A 20,871-nucleotide genomic window follows, 5' to 3' on the forward strand; every position below is an offset into this window, starting at 1 on the left:
TCGCAACTAGTTGGTTTGTTGAAAATTTGTGACAAAGGCTAGCGATCCGCTACGATGATTTCATCAAACTGTTAACGTGCTACAATTGAACTTGATATATGTCAACGAAGCGTAGTTTTATTGGGTGTCTGGTGTCACTTAGCCTGTTATGTTGCTGTTAAAATGGTTAGGATGACAGCCGTTTTTGACACTGTCGGGTCCAGAGGGAAAGTACCCACGACCAAGCTAATGATGTTGTTGACGTTGATGGAAAGTGCATCAAGAACGCAATTACGTACTTTAGTCACGTTACGCCGGTCATGTTAATTTGTGGCATGTATCAGGCAGGTCAGGGACTTTTGTACTTCCTGTTTCGATTTAGTTGGCAATTTAGGTAGCAAACATGCAGACCCCGCACATTCTTATCGTTGAAGACGAGTTGGTAACACGCAACACGTTAAAGAGCATTTTCGAAGCAGAAGGCTACGATGTCTTTGAAGCGACCGATGGCGCAGAGATGCATCAGATCCTTTCTGAAAATGATATCAACCTGGTTATCATGGACATCAACCTGCCGGGTAAAAACGGCCTTCTGCTGGCACGTGAACTGCGTGAACAGGCGAACGTTGCGTTAATGTTCCTGACCGGCCGCGACAACGAAGTTGATAAAATTCTTGGCCTGGAAATCGGCGCGGATGACTATATCACCAAACCGTTTAACCCACGCGAGTTAACCATTCGTGCACGCAATCTGCTGTCCCGCACCATGAACCTGGGCACGGTCAGCGAAGAGCGTCGTAGCGTAGAGAGCTACAAATTCAACGGCTGGGAACTGGATATTAATAGCCGTTCTCTGGTGAGCCCGCAGGGCGACCAGTACAAACTGCCGCGCAGCGAATTCCGCGCCATGCTGCACTTCTGCGAAAACCCGGGCAAGATCCAGTCCCGTGCAGAACTGCTGAAAAAAATGACCGGCCGTGAGCTGAAGCCACACGACCGTACCGTTGACGTGACTATCCGCCGTATTCGTAAACATTTCGAATCCACGCCGGATACACCAGAAATCATCGCCACCATTCATGGTGAAGGCTATCGTTTCTGCGGCGACCTGCAGGAATAATTCTGCACATAAGTCATAAAAAACGGCGCCCTGGCGCCGTTTTTTTTATTTCCATAACCGCATCGTATCTTTATCCGATGACCCGGATGGCGCCGTGCGCTTCGGCTGGGAGAGCGAGTACCAGTCAAAGTGGCGCGTGAGATACATTACCGCGAACAGGGCCAGCACCAGCACCGCAGAGCCCAGCAGCAACGCACTCTCTTCTGAACGCAGCAGGAACCACATCACCACGTCCAGCCCCAGCAGCGCCAGCACAAACAGGCCACTGCGTTTCCAGCTTTTCAGCACTGCCTGCAGATAGACGCCGTTCATTAGCGCCCCCACCAGGCTGGCGATAATCCATGCGGGTGTAAAGCCCACATGCTCAGACAACGCCAGTAGCACCAGATAGAACAGCACCAGCGCCAGTCCCACCAGCAGGTACTGCATCGGGTGCAGCCGCAATCCGGTTAAAGTTTCAAAGACGAAGAAGGCCATAAACGTCAAAGCAATCAGTAAAATGGCGTACTTAATCGCGCGGTCGGTCAGCTGATACTGATCCGCGGGGGTCGCCACCGTGACGCTAAACGCCGGGATCGCACTCCATTCAGGGATCTCGTTGTCGTTGAACCAGCCCGCAAGATTGTTCGCAAACCAGCTACTTTTCCAGTTTGCCTGGAAACCAGACGCGCTAATCTCGTGCTTAACCGGCAGGTAATTGCCCATAAAGCTCGGGTGCGGCCAGTTACTGTTCAGGGTCATTTCGCTGTTACGTCCCACTGGAACCACGGCAAAGCTGCCGGTACCGGCCAGATTGAGCGACATCTCCAGCGAGACGGTTTTTGCCGCCAGCGCGTTGTCGGTCAGTGGGATGTGAATGCCGGATAACGCCCCGTACACCCCGGCGCCAGGCTCGATGCTTAACGTCTCACCATTGATTTTTGAGATGCTCACTGCCCCTATCCCGCGCGCATCCCCGACGCCGACCACGATAAACGGCTTGCCGAGCGTCATCGTCTCACCCTGCAACTCCGCCAGTTTTTCCGTCGTAAACTGCGCCTTAATGTTGAGATCGGTATTCCAGATTTGTCCGTCATAGATGCCGATATTGCGCGTTTGCACGTGCTGATTGCCCTCAACCAGTAGCGTCTCCGGCAGAATGAAGTGCATATAACGCTTCTTATACTCCACCTTTTTCGCCTCTTCCTGTTTGTAATAGATCTCCGTTACCGGAATGGCGATCAGCGGGCCCACCAGCTGCTGCGGGCCGCTGGTACTCTGGCGAAGGGTGTTTTCGACCTCGTTACGATAGCTCTCACGCTCCGAAATCAGATTGCCCACCAGCATCAGTGGGATGAGTAACAGCAGAATGCACCCTAACAGGGTGCTGACTTTCCAGAACAGGGGGGATTTCATATCAGGTCTCCTTTGTGATGAGGAGAGCCTAACCAGGCTATGTGGGGTCAGTTTGAAGTTATGTGAAGGGACGGTGAAGTATCAGGGTGGCCGTCACGCCGCCGTCAGTCCGGTTTCGCAGATCGATGCTCCCCTGATGCAGACGCGCCACCTCCAGCACAAAGGCCAGCCCCAGCCCGCTACTTTTCAACCCGTTCTCGCGCGGGAGGGAGTAGAAGCGCTCAAAGATTCGCGCCTGCGCATAATCCGGGATGCCGCTTCCGTTATCCGTCACGGTGATGGTGACCTGCCTGAACGCCTGCGTAGCGGCAAGCTGGATCGCCCCACCCGGCGGGGTAAAGTCGATAGCGTTATCCAGTAAATTGCCCAGCGCCTGCTCAAGCAGATCGGCATCGCCCTCCACGCAGCACCCGCTCCTTTGCCAGTCCAGGGTGATGTTTCGGGAGGCCAGCGTCGCCGCGCGCGCATCCGCAAGGCGTGTGAACAGCTCATCAATGCTGACACTGACCGGAACGATCTCGACCCTGTTTTCCAGCCTGGCCTGAGCGAGAAGTTTTTCAACCAGCGACTGCATGCGCGCGTTTTGCGCCAGGATATTATCAATAAACCGCGCCGCCACCTGCAGCGGGGGCTGCTCTGCCAGGATCTCGGCCGCACCGCGGATCGCGGCCAGCGGGCTTTTCAGTTCGTGGGTGAGCGCATGCACATAATTTTCGATATCATTTTTTCCCTCCAGACGAACACGCATGTTCTCCAGCGCCTGCGCCAGTTTGCGCAGTTCACTGCTGCCCGGATCGGGCAACGGCAGCGGGGTATCATTGGTCACCGAGTCGGCATAGCGCGACAGGGTGTTAATCGAGCGGTTGATCCACCAGGCCACCGCCAGACCAATGAGCAACGCAATCCCCAGCAGCGCGCCGCCGGCCCACAGGATCCGTCGCTCGCTGCGCTGGATCACCGGCGCCATCGCGCTATTGGTCTTTCCTACCGACAATACGCCGATAATCTTGCCCCGATCGACCACCGGCGCGGCAACGTACATGACCGTACTCTCCGGATCCTGCGGATCGCTCGGCGTGCTGCGGGCGCCATACTCCCCGCGCAGCGTCAGCCAGACGTCGTTCCAGCGCGCGTAATCCTTCCCCACGGCCAGGCCGGCGGAATCAAATACCACCCGGCCGCGGGCATCGGTCATGTAGACGTGATATTCGTTACGCACTTTATGAATGCCGCCAATATTGGCGCGAAACGGGCGCTGGTGGAGCCGGGAAAAGGCCTGCGCCAGCTTGCCCTCCTGCGGGTTGCCTGCGAGCAGATCGTCTCGCCCCACTTCCGCCAGCAGCGTCGCGGTGTCAATCAGCGTGCCTTCGGTTGCCCTGCGCACGCCGGGCTTGATCTCCTGAACAAAGATCGACAGCACAAACCACGCGGCGATGGCCACAATAAGGAAGTATCCCAGCAACAGCCGCATGCCTATGCGCATTAATATAATCCCAGGCTATAACCCATGCCGCGGTGGGTGCTGATAGGGGAAAGCTGGTCATTCACGGCCCGCAGCTTGGCGCGCAGGGTTTTAATATGGGTATCCACGGTGCGATCGAAGCTGTCGCCCTCCTCTCCCCAGACTTTATCCATCAATTGCTGGCGGGAATAGACGCGGCCCGGCGCGTTCAGCAGCGTTTTAAGCAGCAGGAACTCGTAGCGTGTCAGGGGTAATGGCTCACCAAACCAGCTGATCCTGGCGGCAGGTTCATTCAGTTCAAACTCGCCGATACGGACAATCTCTGAAGGCGCAGCGGACTTTTGCATGCGCCGTAAAATGGTCCGCACCCGGGCGCATACCTCCCGGGGCGAGAAGGGTTTGGCGACGTAATCATCGGCGCCTATCTCCAGGCCGAGCAGCTTGTCCACTTCATCGCTGCGGGCCGTCAGGAACAGCACCGGTAGCGAAGGATGCCGGGCCAGCAGCTGACGGCAGAGCTCAAAACCGCTGATATCCGGCAGCCCCACGTCCAGGATGGCGAGCGCCGGGCTTTGTCGGCGCGCTTCCTCCAGCACCGGAAGGCCACGTTCAAAGGCCTTTACCGCAAATCCCTCCTGCTGGAGCATGTAGATCAGCGTATCGGCGATGCTGATTTCGTCTTCAACCAGCCAGACCACAGGTTGCTGCATGGCGTGTCCCTGAATTAATGCCACGGCATAATGGGCACCGCGCTCAGCGCGTTCTTAGGTGAACCTTCAACGACCTTATCCGAGTAGGCCAGGTAAGCCAGCGCGTTACGTTTCGCATCATAGAAACGCACCACCTGCAGTTTTTTGAACACCAGCGAGGTGCGTTTCTGGAATACTACATCGCCCTGTGCCTTACCGTTTTTGATCTTGTCGCTCAGCTCAACTGGCCCCACCTGCTGACAGGAGATTGCCGCGTCGGAGGTGTCTTCCGCCAGCCCAAGGCCCCCTTTTATCCCGCCCGTTTTTGCCCGGCTGATATAGCAGGTCACGTTCTTTACATCGGGATCGTCAAAAGCTTCGACAACAATTTTATGGTCCGGCCCGAAAACTTTGAACACGGTATCGACAGAGCCAATCTCCTCGGCCTGTACGGCGCGCCCCACTAATAACAGCAGCGTCATAACGATCAATGTCTTGTATTTCATATTGTTACCATATTTGAAGATTGAACTGCGTAATTATTCAACAATGATATAAAAAAAGCAGCAAGATCACAGCATTAGAAAATATCTCCCTGGATAACAAGGAAAATCGCATTTAAGCGCAAAAAAAACACTGAATGCTAAAACATCAAAAAATGCTATTATCCGCTAACCTGTTAGCAAGGTATCTGCTGTTTAAAGGATGAGGATAGTATATGGATCAGGCTGGAATTATTCGCGATCTTCTTACCTGGCTGGAAGGCCATCTGGATCAGCCGTTGTCACTCGATAATGTGGCGGCAAAAGCGGGATATTCTAAGTGGCATTTACAGCGGATGTTTAAGGATGTCACCGGTCATGCCATTGGCGCCTATATACGCGCACGTCGCCTCTCCAAGTCCGCCGTGGCGCTTCGCCTGACTGCGCGTCCAATTCTGGATATCGCCTTACAGTACCGCTTTGATTCACAGCAGACCTTTACCCGCGCGTTCAAAAAACAGTTCTCGTTGACCCCTGCGCTCTACCGCCGCTCCCCGGACTGGAGTTCATTCGGTATGTGCCCGCCGCTGCGCCTTGGTGAGTTCACCCTGCCTCAGCATGAGTTCGTCACTCTGCCAGAGACGCATCTGGTCGGCACGACGCAAAGCTACTCCTGCTCGCTGGAACAGATCTCCGAATTCCGTCATCAGATGCGCGTTCAGTTCTGGCGTGATTTCCTCAGCCATGCGCCAGCCATTCCGCCGCTGCTGTATGGCCTGAACGAGACGCGTCCAAGCCTGGAAAAAGATGACGAGCAGGAAGTGTTCTATACCACCGCATTAACGCCGGAAATGGCCAATGGCTATATTCAGGGGTCGAAACCGGTCGTGCTGGAAGGCGGCGAATATGTGATGTTCACCTATGAAGGGCTGGGTACCGGCGTGCAGGACTTTATCATGACGGTGTACGGCACCTGTATGCCGATGCTGAACCTGAACCGCAGAAAGGGGCAGGATATTGAGCGTTACTATCCGTCAACGGATGTGAGACCGGAAGAACGCCCAATCGACCTGCGCTGCGAATACCTGATTCCTATCCGCCGTTAACGCTGTAGCTCATCTAACGCAGGGGCATCGAGATGCGAGATATCCCCTGCCATCTCCACAATCCAGCCTGAAGCCAGCCACGGACTTTGCTGATAGTCGATGCGGGAAAGCGAGCAGTTACGCAGACGCAGGCGGCGCTCAGCCCAGGCCGGAAGCCCAAGGATGGTGCTGACCAGACAACCCAACGCCATCCCGTGACTCACCAGCAATGGCCGACTGCCCTCGGGAAGATCCAGGCAGGCTGCCAGCGCCGCATGCATCCGCTCGCTCAGCTCCAGCATGGATTCGCCTTGTGGAATTCGGCCATCTTCGCTGCCGTTGACCAACGTACGACGCCAGGACTCTTCTTCTTCCGTCAGGGTATCGATAAGACGCTGTTCCAGCACGCCCATATCCAGCTCACGCAGGCGGGCATCCACGGTGACATCGCAGCCGCAGGCCTGCGCGATAATCTCCGCTGTGCGTCGCGTGCGACCTAAATCGCTGGCGATGATGTGGGTGATGCCCAATGTTTTGGCACGTTCGCCAACCTGCCGGGCCTGTTCCTCACCTTTGGCAGTGAGTGGACTGTCTGACTGGCCTTGAATACGTCGCTCGGCGTTCCACTGCGTTTCACCGTGGCGAACAAGGTATACCTGTAACATGCTTTTTTTCCGTTATACTGCGATGATATTTTTAGAGTTAGGCTTAATTATGCACCAGGTTGTCTCTGCTACCACTAATCCTGCCAAAATTCAGGCAATTCTAAGGGCATTTGACGAGATCTTCGGCGAAGGATCCTGCCATATTGAATCCCTCAACGTCGAGAGCGGCGTCCCGGAACAGCCAATCGGCAGCGAAGAAACCCGCGCTGGCGCACGTAACCGCGTGGCGAATGCCCGGCTTGCACGTCCACAGGCTGACTTTTGGGTCGCCATTGAAGCCGGGATCGACGAAGGGAGCACCTTCAGTTGGGTGGTGATCGAGAGCGCTGAACAGCGCGGCGAAGCCCGCTCCGCCACCCTGCCGCTCCCGGAGGTGATTCTGGATAAAGTGCGCGAAGGGGAAGCCCTTGGGCCGGTGATGTCGAAATACACCGGCATTGATGAGATTGGGCGCAAAGAGGGGGCGATTGGGGTCTTTACCGCCGGGGCGCTGACGCGCTCAAGTGTTTACCACCAGGCGGTGATCCTGGCGTTAAGTCCGTTTCATAACGCGATATACAGGTAATTACGCCTTATCCGGCCTACGGTACATACGTCTTGTGTAGGCCTGATAAGCGCAGCGCCATCAGGCGTTTTTCAGCAGCACCTGCTCCAGCCACTGGCGCAATTCAACCGGCGCCGATTTCAGGCTGTTCGATCCGCGGGTGATGGTGGCGATCCCCGCCCCCAGCTCGCTTTTCAGCTCGCGCTGGCTCATCTCACCGCGCAGCAGCTCCTCGATGATTCGCACCCGGGTGCCCAGCGCCTCGCGCTCGTCGGGGGTCAGCATCAGCTGCAGCAGCGGCAGATGCAGATCCTGTTCATAAGACTGACGAAGCAGCTCCACAAAACGAAGCCACTCCTGATGACGTTGCTCGGCCATCGCCGATGAATAAGGGGAATGCTGGGTCATGTTATGCCGCCTTTCGTACTCTTAAACGAGTACAAGCATAACATAACCCCACCGATCAGTAACGTCGCTGCCACTCACTGTCGCTCATCAGGGTATCTTTCTCTCCCATGAAGTAGCGATAGTAAGCATCATACGCCAGGACGTTCTTCACATAGCCGCGGGTTTCTGAGAACGGAATGCTCTCGACAAACGCCACCGCGTCAATGCGGCCGGCACTGTTGCCAAGCCAGGTGCGCACGCGGCCCGGACCGGCGTTATAGGCCGCCGAGGCGAAGATACGGTTATCGCCGAACTGGTCGTAGACGCTCTGCAGATAGGTGGTGCCAATATTGATATTGGTCTCCGGATCCAGCAGCTGCGACGGGCTGGTGTAACCCGGGATACTAAACTTCTTCACCGTATGGGCGGCGGTGGCGGGCATCACCTGCATCAGACCGCTGGCCCCCACCGGCGAGCGCACTTTCGGGTTCCAGGCGCTCTCCTGACGGGCAATCGCCATCGCATAGCTCTGCGGGATAGTTTTGCCGCGGGTATAGCGTTCGAACAGATCCTTATAGGCCAGCGGGAAACGCTCCTCGAGATGATCCCACAGCTTACCGGCGATCGTCGCCTGGACGCTGAGATCCCACCAGTGATTATCAAAGGCATAGCGCGCCAGCTGCGCTTTTTCCTCTACCGTGCGGCTGGTCACCAGGTTCGCCCATTCGCTGCGGGCGGTGTTGTCCAGATTCCAGTACATCAGCTCGCGCACCCGCGCCATCTCCGGCCCATTTACCAGAGCCGCGTTGACGCCGGACGGCGCTTTATCAATCTTTAAGGTGTACTCCTCGCCGAGCCGCTGGGCCGCGACCATCGGATAGAAACCGCGCTGCTGCATCAGGCTGTGCAGAATGGATTTCGCCTCCTCCTCACGCCCCCGCTCCAGCAGAAGATCCGCCTGCCAGTAGCGCCATTCATCCTTCTCTTTCGCCTCCATCGGCAAGCGCGCCAGCCAGGTGTTCAGGCCGCGGCGATCGCCATTCCCCAACGCCATGCGCACGCGGCGCTCCACCAGCGAGGTGGACTGCGAACGCATGATGGCGTCATCGCGCCAGCGCGCCTGTTCATCGGTGACATCGCTGCCCAGCAGTCGCCACGCCACGATATCGCGCAGCTCCTGGGTCTGATCCTCATTGAGCTGCTGCGCCTGGGCAAGGGATGGGATCATCAGCCGGGCGTTTTCCACGTCGTCCCGCGCCACGCTGGTGAACGCCACTGCCGCCATCTGGCGGGTAAAATCGGTGGCGCCCGTGGTGCGGGCAAAGTCCATCACCGTCTTCGGATCGTTCGCCAGCTGGATCAGCGCGCTGGAGATGGTCTGATACTCCGGCGGCATCTGTCCGGCGAGCGCGGTCACCAGACGGGTGTTGCCCGCTTTCATCGCCAGACGGATGCGCTCCAGATACGCTAAAGGATCCTGCTTGCCGGAGGCGCGCCAGGCGCCGAACAGCGAGTCGCAGGCGTTGGGCTGGCTTTTACCGGTGAGCCATAGCGCTTTGGCGCCGTTCCAGGCCTCTTCCTGCTGGCCTGTCGCCCACTTCGCGTAGTAGTAGTTACACTGCGCTTCGGTGGTACCGGGTTTTTCAGGGCTAAAGGCCAGCAGGCCGCGCCAGTCTTCACGGCGGGCCAGCTCGTTGACAAAGTGCGACTGTAGGGTACGCGCCGGAGGCAGCGTCGGGTTGGCCTGGATAAAGTTTTGGACGGTGATCGTCGGCTGGTTCATCAGATCGTCGGTGAGCTGGCGGTATTCCAGATAGGGGTACAGCGGGTAATCTTTCAGCGTCGGCATCAGGGCCTGCACCGTCTCCATCTGTCGCTGATCCCATGCCTGTTTGATCTGGGCATAGCGGTTACGTTGTTCATCCAGTGAATCGGCTCGCGCCGCGCTGCTGATGGTCAGCACGCAGACGCTGGCAGCCAACAGTCGCCAGCCCACTTGTTTGGCTTTTACCACACGCTCATCCTCTGTTAATCGTCATTAAATGCAGCATCGTGCCGCGCAAAAACGTAATTAACTTATGCTAACCAGGCATCCCGCAACGCGCCACGTTACCGACACATTTTTACCTTTCTTGCGCGTTTTAACACTCCTGCCGTCGATGGCTGGGATTAGGCGGGGAAAAAGGCTACACTTCGCCACTATTCTCATCACGATAAAAGAGGCGAAGTCCAACGTGGCTCAATTCGTTTATACCATGCATCGTGTCGGCAAAGTGGTACCGCCGAAACGTCATATTCTTAAAAATATCTCGCTGAGCTTCTTCCCGGGCGCAAAAATTGGTGTGCTGGGTCTCAACGGTGCCGGTAAGTCCACCTTGCTGCGCATCATGGCGGGCATCGATACAGAGATCGAAGGTGAAGCCCGTCCGCAGCCTGGCCTCAAAATCGGTTACCTGCCCCAGGAACCGCAGCTGAACCCGGAGCACACCGTTCGTGAATCTGTTGAAGAAGCCGTTTCCGAAGTGGTTAACGCGCTGAAAGGTCTGGACGAGGTATACGCGAAGTACGCAGAGCCGGATGCAGACTTCGATAAGCTCGCGGCCCAGCAGGGTAAATATGAAGAGATCATCCAGGCACACGACGGTCATAACCTGAACGTGCAGCTGGAGCGTGCGGCCGATGCCCTGCGCCTGCCAGACTGGGATGCAAAAATCGCCAACCTCTCCGGTGGTGAGCGCCGCCGCGTCGCGCTGTGCCGTCTGCTGCTGGAAAAGCCAGACATGCTGCTGCTCGACGAACCCACCAACCACCTGGATGCGGAATCTGTGGCGTGGCTGGAACGCTTCCTGCACGACTTCGAAGGCACCGTTGTGGCGATCACCCACGACCGTTACTTCCTTGATAACGTTGCCGGCTGGATCCTGGAGCTGGACCGCGGGGAAGGTATTCCGTGGGAAGGTAACTACTCCTCCTGGCTGGAGCAGAAAGATCAGCGTCTGGCGCAGGAAGCTTCTCAGGAAGCGGCCCGTCGCAAATCCATTGAGAAAGAGCTGGAGTGGGTTCGTCAGGGCACTAAAGGCCGTCAGTCTAAGGGCAAAGCCCGTCTGGCGCGCTTCGAAGAGCTGAACAACACCGAATACCAGAAACGTAACGAAACCAACGAACTGTTTATTCCACCTGGAGCCCGTCTGGGTGACAAAGTGGTTGAAGTCAGCAACCTGCGTAAATCCTACGGCGACCGCGTGCTGATCGACGATCTGAGCTTCTCGGTACCGAAAGGCGCGATCGTCGGCATCATCGGTCCGAACGGCGCGGGTAAATCGACCCTGTTCCGCATGATGTCCGGTCAGGAACAGCCTGACAGCGGCACCATCACCCTCGGCGAAACCGTGAAGCTGGCCTCCGTGGATCAGTTCCGCGACGCAATGGATAACAGCAAAACCGTCTGGGAAGAAGTTTCCGGCGGCCTGGATATCATGCGTATCGGCAACACCGAAATGCCAAGCCGCGCCTATGTGGGCCGCTTTAACTTTAAAGGGGTTGATCAGGGTAAACGCGTGGGCGAGCTGTCCGGCGGTGAGCGTGGTCGTCTGCATCTGGCAAAACTGCTGCAGGTTGGCGGTAACATGCTGCTGCTCGATGAACCGACCAACGACCTCGACATCGAAACCCTGCGCGCGCTGGAAAACGCCCTGCTGGAGTTCCCGGGCTGCGCCATGGTGATCTCCCACGACCGTTGGTTCCTCGACCGTATCGCAACCCACATTCTGGATTACCAGGATGAGGGTAAAGTGGAGTTCTTCGAAGGTAACTTCACCGAATACGAAGAGTACAAGAAACGCACGCTGGGCGCTGATGCGCTGGAGCCGAAGCGTATCAAGTACAAGCGTATCGCCAAGTAAAGGCAAAACGGCAACCCACGGGTTGCCGTTTTTATGTGTGCCGGGTGGCGGCTTCGCCTTACCCGGCCTACGGTTTTGTCGGCCCGGCAAGCAGAGCGGCAGAGGGCTTACCCCTTCTCGCCCATCATCTCTTTCACCAGCTCCACGCAGCGCAGGAATCGGTTGTCATAGTCCGCCTCTTCCACATGCACAAAGTCGATATTGTTCGCTTCAAGCATCTCCACCAGCATGGTCTGGAACTCTCTCCTGTCCACCGAGCTGCCCAGGCTGCGCATCCCGTCCGCCACCCAGGGGGTGTTGTTCTCCAGCAGGATCACTAAGTCGAAGCGGTACTCGTCGATCAGCGCCTGCACAAACGGGTGCTCGCGCCCTTCATATTTTTTACAGAACGCCTGGGTAGTGACGAAATCGGTATCGACAAACGCCACTTTATTGGCGTATTTCACCGCAAAATCAATGTACTGGGCGTGCCCCAGCGCAATTTTGTCGTAGTCGGAATATTGCAGCGCCATCTCGTCGCCGCCGAGGTGCGAGAAGACGTAATCCCGGCCATACTCCCAGGCGCTGGTGGTGTTGAAGATGTTCGCCAGCTTGTTGACCAGCGTGGACTTACCGCTGGACTCACCGCCGAGGATCGCCACGGTGCGCACGAAGAACGGCTTCACTTCCGTCGGGATGTATTCCCAGTAGCGGAACGGGTTTTCGCGGATCTGGGCGCCACTGATATTCATAAAGGTGCGTTTAGGGTCGATCAGCACCGTTTCGGTGCCCAGATGTTCGGGATATTGCGAAGCGTCAGACTCTTCAGAGGTGTAGATCCAGTTTGGCTGGATCCCTTTCTCTTCCATAAAGGCTTTTATACCGTTGCTCCAGACATCCCAGCCGTGGGGATAGGGCTCCATCCCCTCTTCGTTAAAGGCATGTATGCGGATGTTTTTCTGGTACTTGAAGGTCTGAAGCAGCCAGCGCAGGCGGTCCGGGACGGTGGGCTGCTGGGACATGGCGCTCGCTTCAAACAGCTCGCGGTCGCGCTTGTCGTCGTAGCCCATGATGATGTGCAGCTCGTCCACCTGGCTACAGGCGCGCTGGATGAGGTAGATATGCCCGGTATGCAGCGGATAAAACTTGCCGAACACCACGCCGATGTTCTTCTGCATACGTGGAAACTCAAGCCCCAGAAAGCGGTGCAGCGCTTCCAGCTTCTGCGCGCTGGGGCTTTTGATTTTGGCATTCAGCAGCTGGCTTAAATAGCCCTTGGTCATACCGCTGGCTTCCGCCACCTGCTGCAAGGTGCAGCCTTTCTGGCGGATCGCGGTCTTAATATAGTCAAACGACGACATAAATTACGGTGCCTCCTGCAACATCGACCAGGTAATTATAAGTCGTCAAAGACATTTAACGCATCAGCAAGTTTTTTAACCCCAAAGACCTTCATCCCTTCCGGCACTTTTTTCGGCACGTTGGCGGCAGGCACAATCGCCCGGCGGAAGCCATGTTTTGCCGCCTCGGAAATGCGCTCCTGACCACTCGGTACCGGGCGGATTTCGCCGGCCAGACCGACCTCGCCAAAGACCACCAGATCCTGCGGCAACGGACGGTCGCGCAGGCTGGAGACCATCGCCAGCAGCAGCGCCAGGTCGGCACTGGTTTCGGTGACCTTCACGCCGCCGACCACGTTGACAAACACATCCTGATCCGCCATCTGCAGGCCGCCGTGACGGTGCAGCACCGCCAGCAAAATTGCCAGACGGTTTTGCTCCAGTCCCACCGCCACGCGACGGGGATTGCCCATCATCGAGTGATCGACCAGGGCCTGGATCTCCACCAACAGCGGGCGCGTCCCTTCCCAGACCACCATTACTGAACTGCCGGAGGTGACTTCGTCGCCGCGGCTCAGGAAGATGGCGGACGGGTTGCTCACTTCACGCAGCCCCTGCTCGGTCATGGCAAAGACGCCCAGCTCATTCACCGCGCCAAAGCGGTTCTTATGGCTGCGCAGGGTACGGAAACGGGTATCGGCATCGCCATCCAGCATCACGGAGCAGTCGATACAGTGCTCAAGCACTTTCGGCCCCGCCAGGGCGCCATCTTTAGTGACGTGGCCGACCATGATGATCGCCACGCCACGCGTTTTCGCAAAGCGCGTCAGATAGGCGGCAGTTTCGCGCACCTGGGCGACGCTCCCCGGCGACGACTGGATGTCTGCCATGTGCATCACCTGAATGGAGTCGATCACCATCAGCTTCGGCTGCTCTTCTTCAGCAATCATGCAGATCTGCTCGATGCTGGTTTCGGAGAGCATATTCAGCTCGCTGGTGGGCAGCCCCAGCCGGTGGGCACGCATCGCCACCTGCTGCAGCGACTCCTCCCCGGTGACGTAGAGTGTTTTCATCTGCGCCGCGAGCTTGCAGAGGGTTTGCAGCAGCAGGGTCGATTTCCCGGCACCCGGATTCCCGCCAATCAAAATGGCGCTGCCCGGCACCACGCCGCCGCCCAGCACCCGGTCAAACTCTTTAAAACCGGTTGAGAAGCGCGGCAGGGCTTCAAGGCTGATGTCGGAGAGCTTCTGGACTTTCGATACGCCTGCGTTGCCCGCATAACCGCTCAGACGCTCGTTACGGGCAACGGTGGGTGAAGCGGCAACTCCGCGCACTTCGGTGATGGTGTTCCAGGCATGACAGGCGCTGCACTGCCCCTGCCAGCGCGGATAATCCGCACCGCATTCATTACAGACAAATGCGCGTTTTGGAGCTTTCGCCACGTTTTACCTCTTTATTTCTGGTTTACGCTGCCAGAGAGAATGCAGAACACCCCCATCAGGTCAGCATGACGGATAGTGACTTCCGTCTTTTCGTTCACGGTCGGTTTGGCATGGTAGGCGATGCCAAGCCCGGCCACTTTAATCATCGGCAGATCGTTCGCGCCGTCGCCAATGGCCACCGTCTGGGCAACCGGGATCTCATATTTTTCCGCCAGACGCGTCAGGGTGTTGGCCTTGAACTGGGCATCAACGATATCGCCAACCACGTTTCCGGTCAGTTTGCCGTCGCGGATCTCAAGCTCGTTGGCGACCACCGCGTCCAGGCGCAGCTTGTCACGCAGATACTCGGCAAAGAAGGTGAACCCGCCGGAGGCGATGGCCACTTTCCAGCCCAGGGTTTCCAGCTTCAGCACCAGCTGCACCAGCCCCGGCATCAGGGGGAGCTTTTCCCGGACCTGCATCAGGATATTTGCGTCGGCATCTTTCAGGGTCGCCACGCGCTGTTTCAGGCTGGCGGTGAAGTCCAGTTCGCCGCGCATGGCCCGTTCGGTCACTTCGGCCACCATCTCGCCAGTACCCGCCAGTTTAGCAATTTCGTCGATGCACTCGATCTGGATGGCGGTTGAATCCATGTCCATCACCAGCAAGCCCGGCGTTTTCAGATGTGGGATTTTACCCAACGGCGCGACATCGAGACCCGCATCATGCGCCAGACGGGTGGCACGCTGGGTCAGGGAACCGGCCAGACGGATCACCTGATAATCTTCCACACACCAGGCCGCCACGATCACCATTGCCGCGCCCAGCTTGCGCTGATACGTCGTTAACTGCTGTTTATCCAGGCCGCGTCCATACAGCAGCCAGCCGCTACGACCAGCATGGTAATCCAGTGGCATTACCTCATCACCACTTAATGAGAGCGGCAATCCTGGCCAGAGAGAGACATCATTGGGCAGGTCGCACCAGGTAATGTTTGGCATTAAAGCTCCTGTAAAATCGTTCGCGCCGGGAATCATCCAGGGGAGGGAAAATAACGCATGAGGCTACCTTGTAACCATCACTTCTGGCAACATTAACCCCGAAAATTTTCAGCAGGTGGAATATGGCTCGTGCAAAACTGAAATTCCGGCTTCATCGTGCCGTGATTGTCCTCTCCTGTCTCGCCCTGTTAGTGGCGCTGATGCAGGGCGCATCGTGGTTCAGCCAGAATCATCAACGGCAGCGTAATCCGCAGCTTGAAGAGCTGGCGCACACCCTTGCGCGTCAGGTGTCGCTCAACATCGCCCCGCTGATGCGCACCGAAACGCCGGATGAAAAGCGCATCACCCAGGTGCTGCATCTTCTGACGGAAGAGAGCCGCATCCTGGATGCCAGCGTTTACGATGAAGAAGGAGCCCTGATTGCCCGCTCCGGCGAGCATGTCGACGTGCGCGACAGGCTGGCGCTGGATGGTAAAAAAGCGGGCGGCTACTTTAACCAGCAGCTGGTGGAGCCGATTCAGGGTAAAAACGGCCCGCTCGGCTATCTGCGTCTGACGCTCGACACCCATACTTTGGCCACCGAGGCCAAGCAGGTGGATAACACCACCAATATTCTGCGCCTGATGCTGCTGTTGTCGCTGGCGATCGGCGTGGTGCTGACCCGCACGCTGCTGCAGGGCAAACGCACCCGCTGGCAGCAGTCGCCATTCCTGCTCACCGCCAGTAAATCGGTGCCTGAAGAGGAAGAGAGCGAAAAGAAAAGCGAGTGATTGAGTCGATAACCGTTTCAGGAAAGGAAATCTGCATGTCTACATTGCGTCTGCTTATCTCAGATTCATACGATCCCTGGTTTAACCTTGCGGTAGAAGAGTGCATCTTCCGCCAGATGCCCGCCACGCAGCGGGTGCTGTTCCTGTGGCGCAACGCCGACACGGTGGTCATTGGCCGGGCGCAAAACCCGTGGAAAGAGTGCAACACGCGGCGCATGGAAGAGGACAATGTGCGCCTGGCCCGTCGCAGCAGCGGCGGCGGCGCGGTATTCCACGACCTCGGCAACACCTGCTTTACCTTTATGGCCGGAAAGCCGGAGTACGACAAAACCATCTCCACCAGCATCGTACTGAACGCGTTGCAGGCGCTGGGGGCCACGGCGGAAGCCTCCGGGCGCAACGACCTGGTGGTAAAAACAGATGAAGGTGACCGGAAAGTCTCCGGCTCGGCCTATCGCGAAACGATGGACCGGGGTTTCCATCACGGCACCCTGTTATTAAATGCCGATCTCAGCCGCCTGGCGAACTACCTCAATCCCGACCAGAAAAAGTTGCAGGCCAAGGGCATTACCTCGGTACGCGGACGGGTTGCCAATCTGGTGGATCTGCTGCCGGGCATCACCCATGAGCGGATCTGCGATGCTATCCGCGAGGCGTTTTTTGCCCATTACGGCGAGCGGGTTGAAGCCGAAGTCATTTCACCTGACAAGACGCCGGATCTGCCGAACTTTGCCGAAACCTTTGCCCGCCAGAGCAGCTGGGAGTGGAACTTCGGTCAGGCGCCGGCCTTCTCGCACCTGCTGGATGAGCGCTTTACGTGGGGCGGCGTGGAGCTGCACTTCGACGTCGAGAAGGGCCATATCTCGCGTACCCAGGTCTTTACCGACAGCCTGAACCCGGCGCCGTTAGAGGCGCTGGCGGCGCGTCTGCAGGGCTGTTTGTACCGTGCGGATAGGCTGCAACAAGAGTGCGATGCCCTGATCGGCGATTTCCCGGAACAGGAAAAAGAGCTGCGGGAGTTGTCAGCCTGGATTGCGCGGGCGGTACGCTAACAAAAATGCCCGCTTGCGCGGGCCTGTAACCGTAGGCCGGGTAAGGCGAAGCCGCCACCCGGCAGAACAGATCTTACTCTTTATCGCCCAGCAGGACGGATTCCAGCGCGATCTTGATCATGTCGTTGAAGGTGGTCTGACGCTCAGCGGCAGTGGTCTGCTCGTGAGTACGGATGTGGTCAGACACGGTGCAGATGGTCAGGGCTTTCGCACCGAACTCAGCCGCCACACCGTAGATACCCGCCGCTTCCATCTCCACGCCCAGGATGCCATATTTCTCCATCACGTCGAACATCTCGCCGCCGTCTGGCGCGTAGAAGAGGTCCGCAGAGAAGATGTTACCCACGCGCGCGTCCACGCCCAGCGCTTTGGCGGCGTCAACGGCGTTACGCACCATATCAAAGTCGGCAATCGCCGCGAAGTCATGGTCTTTGAAACGCATGCGGTTAACTTTGGAGTCGGTGCAGGCGCCCATGCCGATCACGATGTCACGCAGCTTAACGTCCATACGCACGGCGCCGCAGGAGCCGACGCGGATGATTTTCTTCACGCCGAAATCGGTGATCAGCTCTTTGGTGTAGATGGAGCAGGATGGGATACCCATGCCGTGACCCATAACGGAAATTTTGCGGCCTTTGTAGGTACCGGTGAAGCCCAGCATGCCGCGAACGTTGTTCACTTCACGCACATCTTCGAGGAAGGTTTCGGCGATGTGCTTCGCGCGCAGCGGGTCGCCCGGCATCAATACGACGTCAGCGAAATCACCCATCTCTGCATTAATGTGAGGAGTTGCCATCTTCAGTTCCCTTATTAGTATGTTGTTTTGCCGGGCGGCGGCTGCGCCTTACCCGGCCTACAAAAAACGTAGGCCCGGCAAGCCACGCGCCGCCGGGCAGCGTCATCAGAACATGGCTTTGCCATATTCCATGTCAGACGTACCAAAGTATTTTGCAATCGTCTGGCCGATATCCGCGAAAGTTTCACGATGGCCCAGAGAGCCTGGTTTCACTTTCGGACCGTAGACCAGCACCGGAATGTGCTCGCGGGTGTGGTCGGTACCGGTCCAGGTTGGGTCGCAGCCGTGGTCGGCGGTCAGGATCAGAATGTCATCTTCACCCACCAGCTCCATCAGCTCCGGCAGACGGCGGTCGAACAGCTCCAGACCGGCAGCATAACCCGCAACGTCGCGACGGTGGCCCCAGGAGGAGTCGAAGTCCACGAAGTTGGTAAAGACGATGGTGTTATCACCCGCCTCTTTCATCTCTTTGACGGTGGCGTCGAACAGCGCATCCAGACCGGTGGCTTTCACTTTTTTAGTGATGCCGCAGTTGGCGTAGATATCGGCGATCTTACCGACAGAGACCACCTGGCCTCCTTTCTCATCAACCAGTTTCTGCAGCACGGTCGGCGCTGGCGGTTCAACGGCCAGGTCGTGACGGTTACCGGTACGCTGGAAGTTGCCCGGCTTGTCACCCACAAACGGACGCGCGATCACGCGGCCAATGTTGTAGCCGCCTTCGGTCAGCTCTTCACGGGCGATTTCGCACAGCTCGTACAGGCGATCCAGACCAAAGGTCTCTTCGTGGCAGGCAATCTGGAACACGGAGTCAGCGGAGGTGTAGAAAATCGGCTTCCCGGTTTTCATGTGCTCTTCGCCGAGCTGATCCAGAATGACGGTACCGGAAGAGTGGCAGTTGCCGAGGTAACCCGGCAGGTTCGCACGCTCAACCAGCTTATCGAGCAGCTCCTGCGGGAAGCTGTTTTCGTGATCGGAGAAATAGCCCCAGTCAAACAGAACCGGCACACCGGCGATTTCCCAGTGACCTGACGGGGTGTCTTTCCCGGAAGAGAGCTCGTGCGCCCAGGCGTACGCGCCCACCACTTCCACGTTAGCGTCCATACCGGCAGCAACGTTGCCGGTAGAACCTTCGTGGGCCTTAACCAGACCCAGGCGGGTCAGGTTTGGCAGATTCAGAGGGCCCTGACGACCGTTGTTCGCTTCGCCTTTTGCACAGGCTTCAGCAATGTGACCCATGGTGTCTGCACCTGTGTCACCAAAGCGATCTGCATCTTCTGTAGCGCCGATGCCGAAAGAGTCCAGCACCATAATAAATGCACGTTTCATATGTTCTCCGTACTCAGTGCTTCATAAAAAAGCGATCAGATCAGTATACCGCTATTCGGTAATACGACGATAGACCGAAGGCGAGCTTTCTGGGGCATTATCTGCCAGGGTAATGGCCGCTTTCACCGCTTTCGCCGCCTCCTGCCAGCTGTTTTCATCCTTCGCATGGATCACCGCCAGTGGACGTTGACCGTCAACGCTGTCGCCCAGACGGGCCATATCGGTGAAGCCGACGCTGTAATCAATGCTGTCGGAAGCCTGACGACGACCGCCGCCCATCGACACCACCGCCATCCCCAGCGCGCGGGTATCCATTGCCGAGACAAAGCCTTCGGTATCCGCATAGACCGCTTTGCTGAGCATCGCGGTAGGCAGGTATTTGGCGTAGTTTTCCACGAAGTCGGTCGGGCCTTTTTGCGCCGCCACCATGCGGCCAAAGATCTCCGCCGCTTTGCCGTTGTCCAGCACCGCCTGCAACTTCGCGCGGGCGTCGGCGTCATCTTTCGCCAGCTTACCGGAGATCAACATCTCGACGCACAGCGCCATGGTGACGTCAAACAGACGCGGGTTACGGTACTCACCGGTGAGGAACTGCACCGCTTCGCGGACTTCGACCGCGTTACCCGCGCTGGAGGCGAGCACCTGGTTCATATCGGTAAGCAGCGCGGTGGTGCGCACCCCAGCGCCGTTAGCCACGCCAACAATCGCTTCCGCAAGCTGGGCAGAGAGTTCGTAAGTCGGCATAAAGGCGCCGCTGCCCACTTTGACGTCCATCACCAGCGCATCCAGCCCTTCGGCCAGCTTCTTGGCGAGGATCGAGGCGGTGATCAGCGGGATGGAATCGACGGTCGCGGTAATGTCACGCGTGGCGTAAAAACGCTTATCCGCCGGGGCAAGGGAGCTGGTCTGGCCGATAATCGCCACACCCACATCTTTAATAATGTCGCGGAAGCGATTGTCATCCGGGAAGATATCGAAGCCCGGAATGGCTTCCAGTTTGTCGAGCGTGCCGCCGGTATGACCGAGGCCGCGCCCGGAAATCATAGGAATGTAGCCGCCGCAGGCAGCGACCATTGGCCCCAGCATCAGCGAGGTGACATCACCCACGCCGCCGGTGGAGTGTTTGTCCACGATTGGGCCATTAAGGTTAAGGCCTTTCCAGTCCAGAACGGTTCCTGAATCCCGCATTGCCATGGTCAGCGACACGCGCTCCGGCATCGCCATATCGTGGAAGAAAATGGTCATCGCCAGGGCGGCAATCTGCCCTTCAGAGATGGTATTGTCGCGAATGCCGTTGATAAAGAAACGGATCTCTTCGTCGCTTAAAGCATGACCATCACGTTTTTTACGAATAATTTCTTGTGCGAGAAACAAAATAACCCCCTGAGGAAGTGAGTCGAAGGCTAACCGTAGGCCGGGTAAGCGTAGCGCCACCCGGCGAAGCGGAATAACGCCGGAGGGCGGCTACGCCTT

General features: G+C 57.5%; 20 protein-coding genes. 6 read left to right on the forward strand and 14 right to left on the reverse strand.

Features of this window, described 5'->3' with window-relative positions; genetic code table 11:
* Positions 1-146: 146 nt before the first annotated feature.
* Complete coding sequence (gene yjjY / locus B3X29_RS02660) at positions 147-287, reverse strand: protein YjjY (protein ID WP_001541509.1); 141 nt, start codon at positions 285-287, stop codon at positions 147-149.
* 95 nt (positions 288-382) lie between these two features.
* Between yjjY and arcA the strand changes: the two genes are divergently transcribed.
* Positions 383-1,099, forward strand: a complete 717-nt coding sequence (gene arcA / locus B3X29_RS02665; protein WP_039030451.1) for a two-component system response regulator ArcA — start codon at positions 383-385, stop codon at positions 1,097-1,099.
* A gap of 45 nt (positions 1,100-1,144) precedes the next feature.
* Here the strand turns inward: arcA and creD are convergent, their stop codons facing one another.
* From creD to creA, 4 genes are read right to left on the reverse strand one after another with little or no spacing between them, the layout of a single operon-like run.
* Positions 1,145-2,494, reverse strand: coding sequence for a cell envelope integrity protein CreD (gene creD / locus B3X29_RS02670; protein WP_103178193.1), 1,350 nt, complete (start codon positions 2,492-2,494; stop codon positions 1,145-1,147).
* Positions 2,495-2,552: 58 nt separating this feature from the next.
* Positions 2,553-3,977 (reverse strand): two-component system sensor histidine kinase CreC, encoded by a 1,425-nt coding sequence (gene creC / locus B3X29_RS02675; RefSeq protein ID WP_290503514.1) that lies wholly within the window; start codon positions 3,975-3,977, stop codon positions 2,553-2,555.
* Positions 3,977-4,666 carry a two-component system response regulator CreB gene (gene creB / locus B3X29_RS02680; protein ID WP_103178191.1) on the reverse strand — a complete coding sequence of 230 codons (690 nt, stop codon included), beginning with the start codon at positions 4,664-4,666 and terminating at the stop codon, positions 3,977-3,979. The genes creC and creB overlap by 1 nt, the downstream gene beginning before the upstream one ends.
* Before the next feature lie 14 nt (positions 4,667-4,680).
* Positions 4,681-5,151 (reverse strand): protein CreA, encoded by a 471-nt coding sequence (gene creA, locus B3X29_RS02685; protein WP_103178190.1) that lies wholly within the window; start codon positions 5,149-5,151, stop codon positions 4,681-4,683.
* A 212-nt stretch (positions 5,152-5,363) separates the two neighbouring features.
* Between creA and robA the strand changes: the two genes are divergently transcribed.
* Complete coding sequence (robA, locus tag B3X29_RS02690) at positions 5,364-6,233, forward strand: MDR efflux pump AcrAB transcriptional activator RobA (protein ID WP_290503515.1); 870 nt, start codon at positions 5,364-5,366, stop codon at positions 6,231-6,233.
* Here robA and gpmB read toward each other — a convergent pair.
* Positions 6,230-6,877 (reverse strand): 2,3-diphosphoglycerate-dependent phosphoglycerate mutase GpmB, encoded by a 648-nt coding sequence (gene gpmB / locus B3X29_RS02695; protein WP_290503516.1) that lies wholly within the window; start codon positions 6,875-6,877, stop codon positions 6,230-6,232. The two genes, robA and gpmB, sit on opposite strands and share 4 nt — an antisense overlap.
* Before the next feature lie 49 nt (positions 6,878-6,926).
* On the opposite strand from gpmB, the gene yjjX reads away from it, so the two are divergent.
* A complete protein-coding gene (gene yjjX, locus B3X29_RS02700; RefSeq protein ID WP_156653893.1) occupies positions 6,927-7,442 on the forward strand; it encodes an inosine/xanthosine triphosphatase in 516 nt (171 codons plus the stop codon).
* A 60-nt stretch (positions 7,443-7,502) separates the two neighbouring features.
* Here yjjX and trpR read toward each other — a convergent pair whose 3' ends face one another.
* The gene (trpR, locus tag B3X29_RS02705; RefSeq protein WP_103178187.1) at positions 7,503-7,829 is read right to left on the reverse strand and encodes a trp operon repressor; all 327 of its coding nucleotides are present in this window, start codon (positions 7,827-7,829) and stop codon (positions 7,503-7,505) included.
* Positions 7,830-7,884: 55 nt separating this feature from the next.
* On the reverse strand, positions 7,885-9,822 hold the full coding sequence (sltY, locus tag B3X29_RS02710) for a murein transglycosylase (RefSeq protein WP_290503517.1): 1,938 nt from the start codon (positions 9,820-9,822) through the stop codon (positions 7,885-7,887).
* Between the two features lie 220 nt (positions 9,823-10,042).
* Between sltY and ettA the strand changes: the two genes are divergently transcribed.
* Positions 10,043-11,710, forward strand: coding sequence for an energy-dependent translational throttle protein EttA (gene ettA / locus B3X29_RS02715; protein ID WP_103178185.1), 1,668 nt, complete (start codon positions 10,043-10,045; stop codon positions 11,708-11,710).
* Between the two features lie 107 nt (positions 11,711-11,817).
* Here ettA and nadR read toward each other — a convergent pair whose 3' ends face one another.
* The 3 genes from nadR to serB are packed head-to-tail and all read right to left on the reverse strand — an operon-like array spanning position 11,818 to position 15,451.
* Positions 11,818-13,050 (reverse strand): multifunctional transcriptional regulator/nicotinamide-nucleotide adenylyltransferase/ribosylnicotinamide kinase NadR, encoded by a 1,233-nt coding sequence (nadR, locus tag B3X29_RS02720; protein WP_103178184.1) that lies wholly within the window; start codon positions 13,048-13,050, stop codon positions 11,818-11,820.
* Positions 13,051-13,085: 35 nt separating this feature from the next.
* On the reverse strand, positions 13,086-14,471 hold the full coding sequence (gene radA, locus B3X29_RS02725; RefSeq protein WP_103823183.1) for a DNA repair protein RadA: 1,386 nt from the start codon (positions 14,469-14,471) through the stop codon (positions 13,086-13,088).
* Positions 14,472-14,482: 11 nt separating this feature from the next.
* Positions 14,483-15,451, reverse strand: a complete 969-nt coding sequence (gene serB / locus B3X29_RS02730; protein WP_103823182.1) for a phosphoserine phosphatase — start codon at positions 15,449-15,451, stop codon at positions 14,483-14,485.
* A gap of 122 nt (positions 15,452-15,573) precedes the next feature.
* Between serB and B3X29_RS02735 the strand changes: the two genes are divergently transcribed.
* Both B3X29_RS02735 and lplA read left to right on the forward strand, forming a co-directional pair.
* Positions 15,574-16,221, forward strand: a complete 648-nt coding sequence (locus B3X29_RS02735; protein ID WP_103178181.1) for a YtjB family periplasmic protein — start codon at positions 15,574-15,576, stop codon at positions 16,219-16,221.
* A gap of 35 nt (positions 16,222-16,256) precedes the next feature.
* A complete protein-coding gene (gene lplA / locus B3X29_RS02740) occupies positions 16,257-17,273 on the forward strand; it encodes a lipoate--protein ligase LplA (protein ID WP_290503518.1) in 1,017 nt (338 codons plus the stop codon).
* Positions 17,274-17,346: 73 nt separating this feature from the next.
* On the opposite strand, the gene deoD is transcribed toward lplA, so the two are convergent.
* The 3 genes from deoD to deoA all read right to left on the reverse strand — a co-directional run bounded on the left by deoD (position 17,347) and on the right by deoA (position 20,772).
* Positions 17,347-18,069, reverse strand: a complete 723-nt coding sequence (gene deoD / locus B3X29_RS02745) for a purine-nucleoside phosphorylase (protein ID WP_103178178.1) — start codon at positions 18,067-18,069, stop codon at positions 17,347-17,349.
* 105 nt (positions 18,070-18,174) lie between these two features.
* Positions 18,175-19,398: a phosphopentomutase gene (deoB, locus tag B3X29_RS02750; protein WP_290503519.1), complete on the reverse strand. Its 1,224-nt coding sequence runs from the start codon at positions 19,396-19,398 to the stop codon at positions 18,175-18,177.
* Between the two features lie 51 nt (positions 19,399-19,449).
* A complete protein-coding gene (gene deoA, locus B3X29_RS02755; protein WP_103178176.1) occupies positions 19,450-20,772 on the reverse strand; it encodes a thymidine phosphorylase in 1,323 nt (440 codons plus the stop codon).
* Positions 20,773-20,871 lie beyond the last annotated feature (99 nt).

This window comes from Leclercia sp. UBA5076 (assembly GCF_002416465.1).
Taxonomy (GTDB): Bacteria; Pseudomonadota; Gammaproteobacteria; order Enterobacterales; family Enterobacteriaceae; genus Enterobacter.